This is a genomic window from Thermaerobacter nagasakiensis (assembly GCF_055396825.1).
Map to the genome: position 1 here is coordinate 2,209,615 of NZ_AP043740.1, position 14,527 is coordinate 2,224,141.

Genomic DNA, 14,527 nt, shown 5'->3' on the forward strand with positions numbered 1-14,527 from the left:
CCCGAGCCCAGGCCGGGCCCTTGCCCGCGCCCCACCCGGGCCCCCGCCCTTGCCGCTGTGCGGGCACCTAGGGCTGTTCCATGATCCAGACCTCGTCGACGCCGTCCACCTCCTCCAGGCGGCACTCGATGACCTCCCGCCGGGAGGTAGGCACGTTCTTCCCCACGTAGTCGGCGCGGATGGGGATCTCCCGGTGGCCGCGGTCGACCAGCACCGCCAGCTGGACCGTAGCGGGGCGGCCCAGGTCCACCAGGGCGTCCAGAGCCGCCCGGATGGTGCGGCCGGTGTAGAGGACGTCGTCACAGAGGATGATGTGCTTGCCCTCGATGGAGAAGGGAACGTCGGTGTTGTTCACCGTCGGCTTCTCGCTGAGGCGCGACAGGTCGTCGCGGTACAGGGTGATGTCCAGGATGCCCACCGGCAGCTCCTTGCCTTCGAACTCGGCAATGGCCCGCGCCAGCCGCTGGGCGATGGGCACGCCACGGCGGCGGATGCCGATGAAGACCACCTGGTCCAGATCGCGGTTCCGCTCCACGATCTCATGGGCGATGCGCACCAGGGCGCGGCGCAGGGCCTCCTTGTCCATGATGCGCGCCTTTTCTTTCAGTCCTCCTGCCATGGACTTCCCTCCCGTTGGGGTGCTCGGCGCCGGGCCGGGTGCCCGGCGTGGGCGGCGTACCCGCCGGCTCGCAGGCGCCGACCGGCCCCGGCCCGCCGGTCCGTCAACCCTCTGCGCCCGCCCGGGCCCGCTCCAGGGCCGCGAGGAAGTCGGCCGGCGGCGGCACCGTGAAGTCCATGGGCCGGCCGTCCCGCGGGTGGGCAAAGGCCAGGCGGGTCGCATGCAGGGCCTGCCCCTCGAGACCCAGCTCGCCCTGGGCGCGGCGGCCGCCATAGACCGGATCCCCCGCCACCGGCAGGCCGATGAAGGCCAGGTGGACCCGGATCTGGTGGGTCCGGCCGGTGTCCAGCCAGCAGCGCAACAAGGTGTACCGGCCCACCTGTTCCACCACGGCAAAGTGGGTGCGCGCCGGCCGACCTCCGGTGGTCAGCACGGTCATCCGGGTCCGATCGGCCGGATGGCGGCCGATGGGCGCCTCCACCGTGCCCTCCCGCACCTCGGGCCAGCCCCGCACCAGGGCCAGGTACTCGCGGTGGACCCGCCGTTCTTTGATCTGCCGTACCAGCTCCCGGTACGCAAGGGGGCTGCGGGCCACCACCAAGAGCCCCGTGGTGTCGCGGTCCAGGCGGTGGACGATTCCAGGCCGTCCCGGGCCCCCGACCCCCTCCATCTCGGGATACCGGGCCAGAAGGGCGTTGGCCAGGGTACCCTGGGGGTGGCCCGGCGCCGGGTGGACCACCCAGCCCCGCGGCTTGTTCAGCACCACCACGTCAGGGTCCTCGTAGACCACGTCCAGGGGCAGCGCCTCGGGCACCACACCCGAGGGCGCGGGTTCCGGCAGCTCGATGACCACCTCTTCTCCGGGTTCCAGCCGCCGGCTGGGCCGGGCGGTGCGGCCGTTGACCCAGACCCGGTGGCTGCGGATCAGCCGTTGAATGGCCGACCGGGTCAGGTCGAGGCCGTCCTGCTCGGCCAGGAAGACGTCCAGCCGCTCCCCGGCCGCCGAGCCGGGGACGACGAACACCGCTGTGCGGGGCGCACGCCCGGCTACGGGTGGGTCATCGGCCATAGGCGCTCAGTTCCCCCCTCCCCCCGGCCCCTGCACCGGATCCGGCGCCGCGTCACGGTCTGCCAGCAGCCAGAGGACCAGGAGGGCGGTGCCGGTGACGATGGCGGCATCGGCCACGTTGAAGACCGGCCAGCGGTGCAGCGGCCAGAACTCCAGGTCGACGAAGTCGACCACGTATCCCCAGCGCAACCGGTCGATCAGGTTGCCAACGGCGCCTCCCAGCTGCAGGCCCAGGGCCAGCCGGGCCGACCCCGCCCGGCCGGGCAGCCGGGGCAGCCAGTAGAGGATGGCGGCGATGACCACCACGGCCACCACGATGAAGAAGAGGGTCTGGTTCTGCAGGAGACCAAAGGCTGCGCCCCGGTTCTGGACGTAGGTCCACTGCACCACACCGGGAAGGACCGGCACGGTGCCCCAGGGCGCGATCCGGGCCAAGACCCAGGCCTTGGTCGCCTGGTCGGCGGCCAGTACCAAGAGGGCGGTCCAGATGGGTAGCAAGCCGTTGCCTCCTGTAGCGGTTGCCTGGCGGCTGCCGGGGATCTTTCGGGCTGCTCTCCTCCATCACATTCCCCATGCCTGCCGTCATCCCTGCCGGCCCGCCCGCGACTCGGACCCGCCGGAACCGGGACCGGCGGCCTCCTCGGGCCGTGGGACCGGCCCGGGCCAGGGGCAGCGGCCCGGGTCCGGACGGGCCCGGACCGCTGCGTCCGGTCCGGTTCCTCCTTCCGCCGGGGCCGGCCTCCGGCCAGCGGCCTACGCCGGGCCCGCTCCGTTCCCCTGGCCGCCGGGGCTCCGGCCGAATTCCCCGTCCCCCCCGGTGTTCTGGCGGCGATGGGCCTTGACGGACTCCTGAGCGACGGCGATGTCCTCTGCCGACTCGAAGCGCCGGTCCAGCAGCCGGTCGGTGTCTTCCACCAGCCCGCTGTCGTCCCCCGCGTCTTCGTAGACGTCGGGATAAGTGGCCGGTTCCCACACGTCCTGGGGCGTGTCGGAACTGCCGTACTGGGCCACCGACTGCCAGGCGTCTTCCCCGTCGAAGTCGATCTCGCCGGTATCGTCGCGCCACGAGCGGGCGAAAGGCGGCGAGAGGACCTCCTCTTCCACGGGCCGGGCGGTGCCCCGCACCTTCTTCTCCCGTTCGGCCATGGCGGTGGCGCAGCCGGCGCAGAAGGGCGTGGCCGGGAGCACCTCCAGCCGTTCCCGCGGGATGGGCCGCCCGCAGCGCTGGCAGTAGCCGTAGGTTCCGTCGTCCAGCCGCGCCAGGGCGGCGTCGATGTCGTGCAGGGCCTGCTGGATGTCCCGCCGGCGGCCGATGTCCTTGGCCATCTCGAAGGTTTCCGTGCCCACGTCGCCGGGATGGTTGTCGTAGGTGGAAAGCTCGCTGATGGACTCCCGCTGGGAAAGCCGGCCGATGTCGCTGTTGTAGCGCAGGTCCCCGGCAAGGCGGCGCCGCTCCTCCAGAAGGCGCCTGCGGAAGTGCTCGCGGACTTCCGGTCGCATGGACCATTCCCCCTCTCCGCCGGCGGCCGCCCTCAGGGACCGGGCGGGGCGCCGCCCGGCCCCGGCGTGCCACCGTCCAGCTCGGTGCGGACGATGCGCAAGAGGTCGGCCACCAGGCTGCCGATGTACGGCAGGTTCAGTTCCACCGCGCGCTGCAGGGCCAGAAGGACCAGGGCGCCCAGCAGCGTGAACCCCACCGCCGCCCCCAGCCCCCGGGCCACCCCGGCCAGAAAGTTCATCCAGAAGAGCCGGCCCGGGTCGCGAAACAGGGCCAGGTACTCGCCGATGCTGATCCGCTCCCACCGCCAGGTGAGCTCGTCCAGCCGGTGGAGGATGCCGGCCAGCAGTGTACGCGGGGGCGGCCCGGGGCGCCCGGTGCGCCTGCCGCCGCCGGCGCGCGGTCCTGACCCCGCACCCGCCCCCGCCCCCGGAAGGCGCCACCGGTCCGGGAAGGCCGGGACCGGGCCGGGGGAATGCGGGATGGTGGCCGGCACCCGCTGAATGGCCACCCCGGCGGCGCTGCGCCGGCTGACGGGAGCCGGCCCCGGCTCGCCCGGGCGGAAGGAGCGGGATGCCCGGTGGGCACCTTCCTGGGGACGGCGGTCGCCCCGCCCCTTGGCCCCCCGAGGGGCACTCCGGGGCGCTCCCTCGCCGGTCCGGGGTCGGCGGGCAGGGACACGGGCCGGCGGGAGCCCGCCCGCTGCGGGCCGCCCGCTCTCGACAGTTGCCGGCCCGGACCCCACGGCGCGGCCGGGCTTTTCCGGCCCGGCGGCATCGTCCCCACCCGCCACCACGGCTGCCGACCTCCCTTGCGTCGCCGGCGTGCCCGTCCGGCCGGCGCGCGCCGCCGGCCCCCGCGGCGCCCGGCCTCCCCAGGCCCCCGGCCTGAAAGGGGCGGCGCGCCCTCCCAGGTCTTGGCGGGAAGGGGCAGGCGGCACCGGCCTTCCCGCGCCCGCGGAGGCAGGACCGGGCGCCACCCGCCCCGCCGGACCCAGGACGCCGGGACGCCCTCGCCTTCTCTAGCCTGTCCCGGCCATCCCCAAGCAACGCTGGATTCCCGCTGGGGGTACCCCGGCGCCGGAGGCGGGGCATGGAAGCATTGCGGCGCCCCGCTCGATCGCGGGGCGCCGCAATGCGCGCCGCAGGATCCCCTCGCCGGTGGGCCGGCTCGCCGCATCGGTGCCGGCCAGGCTCAGTCCCCCGTTGCTTCGACCCGGAACTCGGCGTCCAGGCGCTGCAGCCGGGCGGTGATGCCGCCGTACTCGAGCTCGGAGATGGGCAGCATGGCCGGCTGGAAGAAGCCCTGCTGGCGCATGGCCACCGCCTTCGCCACGATGCGGTGGCGGATGGGCTCCCACACCGGGTCGGCAAACAGGTCGACCGGACCCGTCAGCCGCCCCTCGTGCATGGAGAAGCCCAGGGCCGTCACCATGGGGTGGCAGAAGAAGGTGCTGGCCGGGGTGTTGACGGGAACCGGCAGCAGGGGCAGGTTGTGGCTGCCCCGGGTATCGCCGGCCACGAAGGCGCCCAGGGCGAAGGGCGGGCCGAACTCCTCGGTGGCCGGGAAGATCTTCTGCACCCGCACGATGGCCACGGGGTCGTCCTTGCCCACATAACGGCCGGCGATCTGCCGCAGGCGGGTGGTGCTGACGGCGGCAGCCTGTTCGTCCGGGTACTTGCGCGACCAGATGCCGGCGATGACGTAGCGGTGGGTGTCGCGCAGCAGGGCGGCGATGTCGTAGAGCCGCTCCGGGGCATCCAGGGTGATCGACCGGTCGCCCTCGGTGTGCTCGACGTCCATGATGACGAACCGGAAACCGGCATGCAGTTCCTCGGAAAGCAGCAACCCGGGGGAGTACATGGGGTCGGCGAAGGCCAGGTAAAGCGGCAGGTTGAAGGCGCCCGGCTCCGTCTTGTCGGCCGCCAGGATCATCAGCGCCTCATTGGGCCGCTCGCGCAGGGTCAGCTCCGCCACCTGGGGCCCCAGGCCGCGCACGTTGCCCGAGAAGGCGTCCTTCAACAGATCCTGGCCCGCCCCGTAGAGCCCCTGGCGCTGGGCCACCTCCGTACCGGCCCGGAAGGCCTCCCACGCCAGCCCGTGGATCGCCTCGTCGCCGGGCCCGCGCTGGTGGGTCATGAGGATGGAGATGTCGTCGCCGCAGTAGAACACCCGGGCGTCCAGCAGCAGGCCGCCCCTCTCGGCCTCCACCCGCTGCTGCACCGCCGCCAGCAGCTCGTCGCTGGGGCGGGTGTGGCCGCCTACGCTGCCCACGTCGGCCTTGATGACGCTGACCGTGACCTCCATGGCGCAAACCCCCATCGGACCGCGACGCCAGGTGCGCATCGCGGCCGGTGTTGAACGGCCTTCCCGCCAGCCAATTCAACAGGGGCGTGGCAGATTCCTACATTGCAGGGAGGTCCCGGGGCATCCGAGGTCCTGGGGAAACGGGCTGCAAGGACCCCGCAGGCCGCCAAGGGGCCGGCGGGCTTGCCGGGGAGCCGGGAGCGGCCCGGGAGCGCGCCGCGGCCTGCGCCCGGCCGGCATCAGCCGGCCGGGCGGCGGTAAACGGGCTCGCCGCCCACGTAGGTCGCCAGCACGGGGATGTGGCGGAGCTCGTGGGGGGCCACCCGCCACGGATCGGCCCCCAGCACCACCGCATCGGCCATGGCGCCGGGCAGCAGGCTGCCCCACAGTCCTTCCGCCAGGGCCCCGCAGGCGGCACCGGCCGTGTAGGCCTGCAGGACCTCCCCCACGCTCAACCGCTCTTCGGGATGCCAGCCGCCCGGCGGGTCTCCCTGCAGGTCGTCCCGGGTCACCGCCGCCTGGATCCCCTCCAGGGGCGCCAGCGGCTCGATGGGGGCGTCGGATCCTGCCGAGAGCGGTACCCCGGCTTCCCGCAGGCTGCGCCAGGCGTAGGCCCAGCGGCTCCGCCCCGGCCCCAGCCGCTCCTCCACGAAGGCCAGGTCCGAGGCCAGGAACCGGGGCTGGATCTCGGCCACCACCCCGGCCGCCGCCAGCTGTGCGGGGTGCTCGGGCGCCATGACCTGCACGTGGATCAGCCGGTGCCGCCCCGGACCGGCCCGGCGCCGGGCCGCCTCCACCGCTGCCAGGGCCGCGTCCACCGCCCGGTCGCCGATGCAGTGGATGGCCACCTGGTAGCCGGCCGCCGCTGCTTCGGCAACCAGCGAAGCCAGTTCCTCCGGGCTGTGGCGCAGCAGTCCCCGCTCCCGGCCGTCCCCGTCGGCGTACGGGTCCCGCAGGGCCGCCGTCCGCCCGCCCAGGGACCCGTCGGCAAAGAACTTGATCGACCCCATGCGCAGCCAGGCGTCCCCGTGGCCCGAAGGCAGCCAGGCGCGGGCGTCGTCCAGGGCCTCCCAGCCCACGTCCAGCGCGACCCGCAGGGGCCGCCCCCGCTCCCGGGCGGCCCGGTAGAGGGCCAGCACGTCCCCGAGCTCGCCCGGCTGGTGGACGTCGTGGCTGTGGACGGCGGTGATCCCCGCGGCATGGGCCGAGCGGATCACCTCCAGCAGACCGGCCAGCCGCTCCTCCAGGCCGGGTGCCGGCCGGGCGGCGGCCACCCGTTCGATGGCGGTCTCCTCGAGCAAACCCGTCAGTTCCCCCGTGACCGGGTCGTGGCCGAAACGCCCGCCGGCGGGGTCGGGGGTGTCCCGGTGGACCCCGGCGGCCGCCAGCGCCAGGCTGCTGGCCACGGCGACGTGCCGGCAGACGCGGCGCAGCAGCACGGGATGCTGCGGTGCCGCCCGGTCCAGCAAAGCCCGGTCCGGCCAGGCCGGCGGGTCGAACCGGCTCTGGTCCCAGCCGTAGCCCTCGATCCAGGTGCCGGGCGGCAGCTGGGCGGCTCGCCGCGCCACCCGCCGCTCCAGCTCGTCCAGGGAGGTCACGTCCCGGAGATCCAGCTGGGTGGCCACCTGCCCGCACCAGAGCAGGTGGCAGTGCCCGTCCACGAACCCGGGCAGGACCACCGCGTCCCGGGGCAGCACCTCCACCTCCGCCCGGGGTCCCGCCACCGCCCGCACCGCCGCCTCGGAACCAAGGGCCTCCACCCGCCCTCCGTGGAAGAACACGGCCTCCGCCGGCCGCACCCCGCTGCCGGGTGCGGGGACGATGCGCCCCACCAGAACCCGACAGGCAGCAGCGGCGGCAGCCCCTTGGCCCCCTCCCCCCGCCACCTCACCGGAAGCACCCACAGGCACGACGAAACCTCCTCCGGAACACCCCGCCCGCCGGTACGTGGCCGCCCCTCAGCGGCGGGCGGCTTCCGCCGGTGCCCCCAGCAGCCGCTGGAGGGCCGCCCGCGCCAGGATCTCCGCCGGGTCGACCCAGGGCACGGGAAAGTCCCCGGGCCGTAGCACCAGCGGCAGCTCCGTACAGCCGGCGATCAGCACCCGGGCACCCCGCTCCACCAGGTGGGTCCCGGCCTCCAGCAGCCGCTGGCGGGCCGGCTCATAGACGCCGGCCTTGATTCCGTCGGCGCCGAAGATGGCCCGCGTCACCTCGGCCTGGTATTCGGGCGCCGGGACCACCACCTCCAGCCCCACCTCCGCCAGGGCCCGGTGATAGAGGCCGCTCTCCACCGTGAGCTCCGTGGCCAGCAGGCCGGCCGGGCCGCCGGCCGGCGGCAGGCCGGGTACCCCGCCGGCCACCAGGGCCCGGGCCACCTCCCGCATGATGTGGAGGATGGGCACGGGGCTGGCGGCCTGCAGGCGGTCAAAGTAGACGTGGGCCGTATTGCAGGGGATGAGGATCAGGCTGGCCCCCAGGGACACCAGCCCCTGGATCGAGGCCACCATGGCCGGCACCGGATCGGGCCCCGCGCCGCGCAAGAAGGCCGTCCGGTCGGGGATCTTGGGGTTGTTGTCGATGACGATGCGCACGTGGTCCTGGTCGACCCGCGCCGGGGTGGCGCGGACGATCTTGGCGAAGAGGTCGACGGTGGCCTCGGGCCCCATGCCGCCCAGGATGCCGATGGCCGGCCCCGGGTCGCCGGACCGGCCGGCCTCCGCCGCCCGCACGGCGTACTCGTCGCCGGGTCCCGTCCCGCAGGATCCTCCGTCCCTTGCCGGCCCCGAGCGGGCTGCGCAGGGGCCGGCCCCGGGACGGTCCGCCTGGTGCGAAGGGACACCGTTGGGCGCAAGACCGTTGATGGAGATCCTCTGTGAAGGCTTCGTCATCGTCCATCGGGCCTCCGGCGGCCAGCGGCCCGGACCCGCCCTGTCCGGGTCCCTCCCTCCAGGGCAGGGGCCGCCGGCAGAATGACCTGTTGCTTCGACGGGCCGGCGGGCCCTCCTGCCCGGGGCCCGCCCGGGCCTTGCCAGCGGGCCCCCGGGTGCACGCACCAGGGGGCCAGGGACCCGGGGCTGCTCACCCCGGGGCGGGCAAGTCGGGACGCCAGCCGGGTTCGGCAGGGTCGCCGCACCGACGGTCTATGCACCGGCGGCGGGACAGGTGCCCAGGACGCGGCCCGCCCGGTCCCCTTCGCCTGCCAGCCCCCGTCCCGCCGTCCGGCCGGCCTCCCCTCAGGCGCCCGCCGCCTCCAGCTGGTGGACCACGGCCGCGCAACGCGGGCACAAGTCGGGATGGGCGGCATCGCCGCCGACGCCGGGCACGTGCCGCCAGCAACGGGCGCAGCGGGCCAGGGCCGTGCGCTCCACCCGTACCGCAGGATCCCGGGCCGGCTGGCCCGCGGCCTGCCCCGGGCCCCCGGCCCCTTCCCCCGCGGTACCGGCCGCCGGGCCGGGTTCGACCACCACCTCGGCCACCAGGAACAGCTCCGGCAGGTCCCGGGACAGCGCCTCCAGGACCCGGGCCGCCTCCTCCCGGGCTCCCGCGATGACCACCCGGGCCTCGGCGGGCACGTCGATCACCTTCTCCTGGCGCGCCTGCTCCAGAGCGCGGTAGACCGCTTCCCGCACCTCGAACAGCACTTCGTAGCGGCGCAGCAGCTCCTCGTCCCGCCAGGCGGCGTCAGGCTCGGGCAAGAGGGCCAGGTGGACGCTCTCCGGATCGCCCTCCAGCCGGGGCAGGTGGCCCCAGACCTCTTCCGCCGTGTGGCAGAGCACCGGGGCCAGCAGCAGGGTCAGATGGCGCGCCAGCTGGTAGAGCACCGTCTGGGCCGCCCGGCGCCGAGGGTCGGCGGGCAGGGAAGCGTAGAGCCGGTCCTTGAGCACGTCCAGGTAAAAGGCGCTGAGGTCGGTGACGCAGAAGTTGTGCACGGCGTGGTAGACCAGGTGATACTGGTATTCCTCGTAGGCCCGCCGCACCCGTTCCGTCACCTGGGCCAGCCGGGCCAGCGCCCAGCGGTCCAGCTCACCCAGCTCCCCGTACGGCACGGCGTCCCGGGCCGGGTCGAAGTCCCCCAGGTTGGCCAGCAAAAAGCGCAGGGTGTTGCGGATCTTGCGGTAGACCTCGGCCATCTGCTTGAGGATGTCCTCCGAGATCCGCACGTCCCCCCGGTAGTCCGACGAGACCGCCCACAGGCGCAGCACGTCGGCCCCGTAGCGCCGGATCACGTCGTTGGGGTCGACCACGTTGCCCAGGGATTTGGACATCTTGCGGCCCTCGCCGTCGACCACGAAGCCGTGGGTCAGCACCGCCCGGTAGGGCGCCCGGCCGCGGGTGGCCACCGCCGTCAGCAGGGACGACTGGAACCAGCCCCGGTGCTGGTCCGACCCCTCCAGGTAGAGATCGGCCGGCCAGGTCAGCTCCTCCCGGGTCTCCAGTACGGCGGCGTGGCTCGACCCCGAGTCGAACCACACGTCCATGATGTCGGTCTCCTTGCGGAAGCCCTGGCGGCTGCCGCAGTGGGGGCAGGCGAAGCCCTCGGGCAGGATCTGGGCCGCCTCCCGCAGGAACCAGGCGTTGGACCCCTCCCGCCGGAAGAGCTCGGCCACCGCCCGGATGCTCTCCTCGGTGATGACCGGCTCCTGGCAGGCCTCGCAGTAGAACACCGGGATCGGCACCCCCCATGCCCGCTGGCGGGAGATGCACCAGTCGCCCCGGTCGGCCACCATGTTGTGGATCCGCTCCCGGCCCCATTCGGGGATCCAGCGCACCCCGTCGATGGCCTCCAGGGCCTGCCGGCGGAAGCCCTCCACCGAGGCGAACCACTGGGTGGTCGCCCGGAAGATCACCGGCTGGCGGCAGCGCCAGCAGTGGGCGTACTGGTGCCGGATGGTGCCCTGGGCCAGCAGGGCTCCCGCTTCCTCCAGGGCGCGGGTGATGTGGGGGTTCGCATCGGCGTAGAACAGGCCCGCGAAGGGCCCGGCCTCGCCGGTGAAGCGGCCGCCGGCGTCCACCGGGCTCAGCACGGGCAGGCCGTAGCGGCGGCCCACCTCGAAGTCTTCCTGGCCGTGGCCCGGGGCGGTGTGCACCAGGCCGGTGCCCTCCTCCATGCTCACGTGCTCGGCCAGCACCACCGGCGAGGTGCGGTCGAACAGGGGATGCCGGTAGGTGACCCCCTCCAGCTCGGCTCCGGTCCAGGGGCCGGAGCGGCCGCGCTCCTCCAGCCCGGCGGCCGCCAGCACCCTTTCCACCAGCGGCTCGGCCACCACCAGCAGCCCGCGGCCGGTCTCGACCGCCACGTAACGGGCCTCGGGGTGGACGGCGATGGCCAGGTTGGCCGGGATCGTCCAGGGGGTGGTGGTCCAGATCACCAGCCGCGCGCCCCCGGGCAGCCGGCCGCGGCCGTCCACCACGGGAAAGGCGACGTAGATGGAGGGCGACGTCTTCTCCCGGTACTCGATCTCGGCCTCCGCCAGGGCCGTCTCGTCCACGGGGCACCAGTAGACCGAGTAGAGGTTGCGGTAGATGTAGCCCCGCCGGGCCATCTCGCCGAAGACCTCGATCTGCTTCGCCTCGTACTCCGGCTCCAGGGTGAGGTAGGGGCGCTCCCAGTCCCCCAGCACGCCCAGGCGGCGGAACTGCTGGCGCTGCCGGTTCATCTGGTCCAGGGCATAGTCGCGGCAGCGGTTGCGCAACTCGACGGGCGAGATGGCCCGCCGGTCGACGCCCAGCACCTCCAGGGCCCGGCGTTCGATGGGCAGGCCGTGGGTATCCCAGCCGGGCACGTAGGGCGCGTCGTAGCCCGCCATGGAGGCGTGGCGCACCACCACGTCCTTGAGGATCTTGTTGAGGGCCGTGCCCACGTGGATGTCGCCGTTGGCGTAGGGCGGTCCGTCGTGCAAGACGAACCGCGGCCGCCCGCGGCGCGCCTGGCGGAGCCGCCGGTAGAGGTCCATCTCGTCCCAGCGGCGCTGGATCTCGGGCTCCCGCTGGGGCAGGTTCGCCCGCATGGGGAAGTCCGTCTGCGGCAGGTTGAGGGTCTCGCGGTAGTCCATGCTCCTCCTCCTCATCGATATGGACGGTCTGGATGGACGGCCTGGGCAAGGGCGGCCTGAAAAGAAAAACCCCCGTCGCCAAAGGGCGAAGGGGGTTCCCTCGCGGTACCACCTTTGTTCCCGGGCTGCCGGTTGCCGTCCGGCCCACCGCCGGCCAGGCAGGGGCCGGTCCTCCCTGGGCCGCCCCCGGCGGTATCGCCGGACCGCGGGAGGACCCGGCCGGGCCCTGAACGGCGGCGCCACCCACGGGCGCGGGCATGACCGCACCCCGGCGGTGCAAGTCCTGTCGGCCCGGGCACTCTTGCGGCCCGTTAACGGGGGCCAGGCGGCCCAGCCTACTGCGCTGCCCCCCGGCCCGAGGCAGGGACCGCCGCGGGCCGGGGGCCGGTTCGGTGGGCGGCTCGGGGGGGATCTTCGGGCGGCAACCGGCGCCCGGGCTCACAGCCGCCGGCCCGGGCTCTCTGCAGCCGGCGGGGTGCCGGCCCTACTGGCCCCCTCATCGCCGTATCCCGGCGGCGGGCGGCGCCGGGAGCCGGTGGCAGCCCGCTACCCGGCGGCGCCCGCCCTGTCGAAGCATGGCATGATTAGGGAATAGTCTAGTGATCCCGGCGCAGGCCGTCAAGGAATCCCGCCCCGGCTAGAAACCCGGCATCCGATCCCGGCCGGCCGCCACCTCCCGGGCGGCACCCCAGCTCCCCGAGCCCCGGTGCATGACGGCCGGCCGCACGCCCTCTCCTTCGCCTGCCCCGGGGCGGGCGCCGGTCCGGTGCGGGGAGGCGTCGCCAGGCCCGCCGGCCGGCCCCTGTGCTCCGGCCGGCCCTTCATCGCCTTCCGTTTCCTCCCGGGCGCCCTCTTCGGCAGCCTCCCGGGTCTCCTCTCCACCCAGGCCGGGTTCTTCGTCCAGCAGCTGCAGGTGGGCCATCAGCATGGCCCGCATCCGCGCCCGGGCCACCTTGATGCTGTTCACCAGCTCCTGGTAGCGGCGCTCCATCTCCTCCGCCTTCGCCCGGGCCGCCTGGATGATCTGGTCCGCCTCCAGCCGGGCCTGATTGATGGTCAGCTCGGCCTGCTTCTGGGCGCTGGCCTTGACCTCCTCCGCCGTCTCCTGGGCCACCACCAGGGTGTTGTGCAGGGTGTCCTCCAGCTGGCGGTACTGCTCCAGCTTGGCGTTCAGCGCCTCCACCTGCTCGCGCAGGGCCGCGTTGTCCCGCAGCACCTGGTCGAACTCCCGGCCCACCTGCTCGAGGAACTCGTCCACCTGGGTCTCGTTGTAGCCGCGGAAAGAGCGGGAAAACTGCTTGTTGTGGATGTCCAGCGGCGTCAGGGCCATGCTCCCACCTCCCGGGATCGGTGACCGCGGCGCCCCGGCCGGCGGCCGGGGCGCCGCGGCGGGTTCATCCGAACAACCTGTACAGCAGGGATACCAGCAGCCGCTCCACCAGCTGGACCAGCAGGAGGGCGACCAGCGGCGACAGATCCAGGGGCCCGGTATCGGGCATCACCCGCCGGATGGGCGCCAGGACCGGTTCCGTCAACTGCACCAGTACACGGTAGATATCGTGAAAGGTCCGGTTGTAGTTACCCTGGATGAACCACGACATGATCACCCGGATCAGCAGGAGCCAGAAGAACGCCGTCGCAAGCCCGTGGATGAGCCGCACGAGAAACTCGACGAGCAAACCGGTCACCGCGTACCCTCCTACGGCTGGGCGCCGGATCCGGTCCCGGGCCCTTCCCCCCGAGGCTGGCCCTCAATCCCGGGTGAGGAAGTCCGGCCGGTCGACCAGGGTCTCCACGTTCTGGGGGGCGAAGAACACCACCCCGTTGGCGATGCGGTGCATCTCCCCGTTCAAGGCATAGATCGTGCCGCTCAGGAAGTTGAGGATGCGCTGGGCCGTCTCCTTGTCGGTGTCCTCCAGGTTGAGGATCAGCGGCCGCCGGTTCTTCAGGTGCTCGGCGATCTCCTGGACCTCGTCGAAGGACCGCGGGCGGGCGATCACCACCCTCTGGGAGCGCCCCCCCGCCGCCAGGGGAACCAGCTGGCCCGGCCGGGGTCCCGGGCCGCCCTCCCCCCGCTCCCGGTGGCGGCCGTCCCGGCGCCGCGGGGCCGCCTGCGCACCCTGCGGTTCCTCCCCCGCCGGCGCCTCCACCACTTCCTCCTCCACCTCGAAGCCGATCAGGGACAGCAGCCGGTCCATCCACCCCATGGGCATTCCTCCTCATCCACGCTCGCCGAAGATGGCCCGGCCGATGCGCACGATGGTGGCGCCTTCCTCCACCGCCACCTCGAAGTCGTCGGTCATCCCCATGGACAGGTGGCGCAGCTCGATGCCCGGCAGGCCGCGGCACTGCCGGGCGGCCTCCTCCGCCAGCTGGCGCAACTGCCGGAAGACGGGCCTCACCCTTTCCGGATCATCGGTCGGGGGCGCCACGGTCATGAGCCCCACCACCTGCAAACCCTTCATTCCGGCCACCTGCTGGAGAAAGGGGACCACCTTCTCCGGCGGCAGGCCGGCCTTGGTGGGCTCCCCGGCCACGTTGACCTCCACCAGACACGGGAGGACCCGGCCGCAGCGGCCCGCCCGCCGGTCGACCTCCTGGGCCAGGGCCAGGCGGTCGAGGGAGTGGAGCAGGTGGCAGTGCCGGGCGATGTACTTGACCTTATTGGTCTGCAGGCGGCCGACGAAGTGCCAGCGGACGTCCTCGCCGAAGGCCGGAAACTTGTCCCGGGCCTCCTGGGCCCGGTTCTCTCCGAAATCGCGGATGCCGGCGGCGTACGCCTCCCGCATGGCCGCCACGGGCACCGTCTTGCTCACGGCCACCAGGGTCACCTCACCGGGATCCCGCCCGGCCCGGGCCGCCGCGGCGGCGATGCGGTCCCGCACGGCCGCCACCCGCTCGGCAATGGTCATGGATGCTGTCGCTCCCCGGATGATGCCGGCGGCCGGGCCGCGCCCTGAAAGGACCCGGCACCGGGCGGC

General features: G+C 73.6%; 13 protein-coding genes. All 13 read right to left on the bottom strand.

Features of this window, described 5'->3' with window-relative positions; all coding sequences use genetic code 11:
* Positions 1-67 precede the first annotated feature (67 nt).
* The 13 genes from pyrR to ACZ5T9_RS09485 all read right to left on the bottom strand — a co-directional run bounded on the left by pyrR (position 68) and on the right by ACZ5T9_RS09485 (position 14,458).
* The gene (pyrR, locus tag ACZ5T9_RS09425; protein ID WP_006903910.1) at positions 68-619 is read right to left on the bottom strand and encodes a bifunctional pyr operon transcriptional regulator/uracil phosphoribosyltransferase PyrR; all 552 of its coding nucleotides are present in this window, start codon (positions 617-619) and stop codon (positions 68-70) included.
* Positions 620-722: 103 nt separating this feature from the next.
* Positions 723-1,688: an RluA family pseudouridine synthase gene (locus ACZ5T9_RS09430; RefSeq protein WP_006903911.1), complete on the bottom strand. Its 966-nt coding sequence runs from the start codon at positions 1,686-1,688 to the stop codon at positions 723-725.
* A 6-nt stretch (positions 1,689-1,694) separates the two neighbouring features.
* A complete protein-coding gene (gene lspA, locus ACZ5T9_RS09435; RefSeq protein WP_006903912.1) occupies positions 1,695-2,186 on the bottom strand; it encodes a signal peptidase II in 492 nt (163 codons plus the stop codon).
* A gap of 255 nt (positions 2,187-2,441) precedes the next feature.
* Complete coding sequence (locus ACZ5T9_RS09440; protein ID WP_464832796.1) at positions 2,442-3,188, bottom strand: TraR/DksA C4-type zinc finger protein; 747 nt, start codon at positions 3,186-3,188, stop codon at positions 2,442-2,444.
* A gap of 32 nt (positions 3,189-3,220) precedes the next feature.
* The gene (locus ACZ5T9_RS09445) at positions 3,221-3,697 is read right to left on the bottom strand and encodes a DUF5665 domain-containing protein (RefSeq protein ID WP_464832797.1); all 477 of its coding nucleotides are present in this window, start codon (positions 3,695-3,697) and stop codon (positions 3,221-3,223) included.
* A gap of 683 nt (positions 3,698-4,380) precedes the next feature.
* A complete protein-coding gene (gene fbp, locus ACZ5T9_RS09450; RefSeq protein WP_464832798.1) occupies positions 4,381-5,493 on the bottom strand; it encodes a fructose-1,6-bisphosphate aldolase/phosphatase in 1,113 nt (370 codons plus the stop codon).
* 239 nt (positions 5,494-5,732) lie between these two features.
* Positions 5,733-7,403: an amidohydrolase gene (locus ACZ5T9_RS09455; RefSeq protein WP_464832799.1), complete on the bottom strand. Its 1,671-nt coding sequence runs from the start codon at positions 7,401-7,403 to the stop codon at positions 5,733-5,735.
* Positions 7,404-7,451: 48 nt separating this feature from the next.
* The gene (gene cuyB / locus ACZ5T9_RS09460) at positions 7,452-8,381 is read right to left on the bottom strand and encodes a cysteate racemase (protein ID WP_464832801.1); all 930 of its coding nucleotides are present in this window, start codon (positions 8,379-8,381) and stop codon (positions 7,452-7,454) included.
* Positions 8,382-8,726: 345 nt separating this feature from the next.
* A complete protein-coding gene (ileS, locus tag ACZ5T9_RS09465) occupies positions 8,727-11,546 on the bottom strand; it encodes an isoleucine--tRNA ligase (protein ID WP_464832802.1) in 2,820 nt (939 codons plus the stop codon).
* 637 nt (positions 11,547-12,183) lie between these two features.
* Entirely contained in the window at positions 12,184-12,876 is a 693-nt protein-coding gene (locus ACZ5T9_RS09470; protein ID WP_464832803.1) for a DivIVA domain-containing protein, read from the bottom strand.
* A 64-nt stretch (positions 12,877-12,940) separates the two neighbouring features.
* Positions 12,941-13,234, bottom strand: a complete 294-nt coding sequence (locus ACZ5T9_RS09475) for a YggT family protein (RefSeq protein WP_464832805.1) — start codon at positions 13,232-13,234, stop codon at positions 12,941-12,943.
* A 63-nt stretch (positions 13,235-13,297) separates the two neighbouring features.
* Positions 13,298-13,753 (bottom strand): cell division protein SepF, encoded by a 456-nt coding sequence (locus ACZ5T9_RS09480; RefSeq protein ID WP_464832807.1) that lies wholly within the window; start codon positions 13,751-13,753, stop codon positions 13,298-13,300.
* 12 nt (positions 13,754-13,765) lie between these two features.
* The gene (locus ACZ5T9_RS09485) at positions 13,766-14,458 is read right to left on the bottom strand and encodes a YggS family pyridoxal phosphate-dependent enzyme (protein WP_006903922.1); all 693 of its coding nucleotides are present in this window, start codon (positions 14,456-14,458) and stop codon (positions 13,766-13,768) included.
* Between the last annotated feature and the right edge of the window lie 69 nt (positions 14,459-14,527).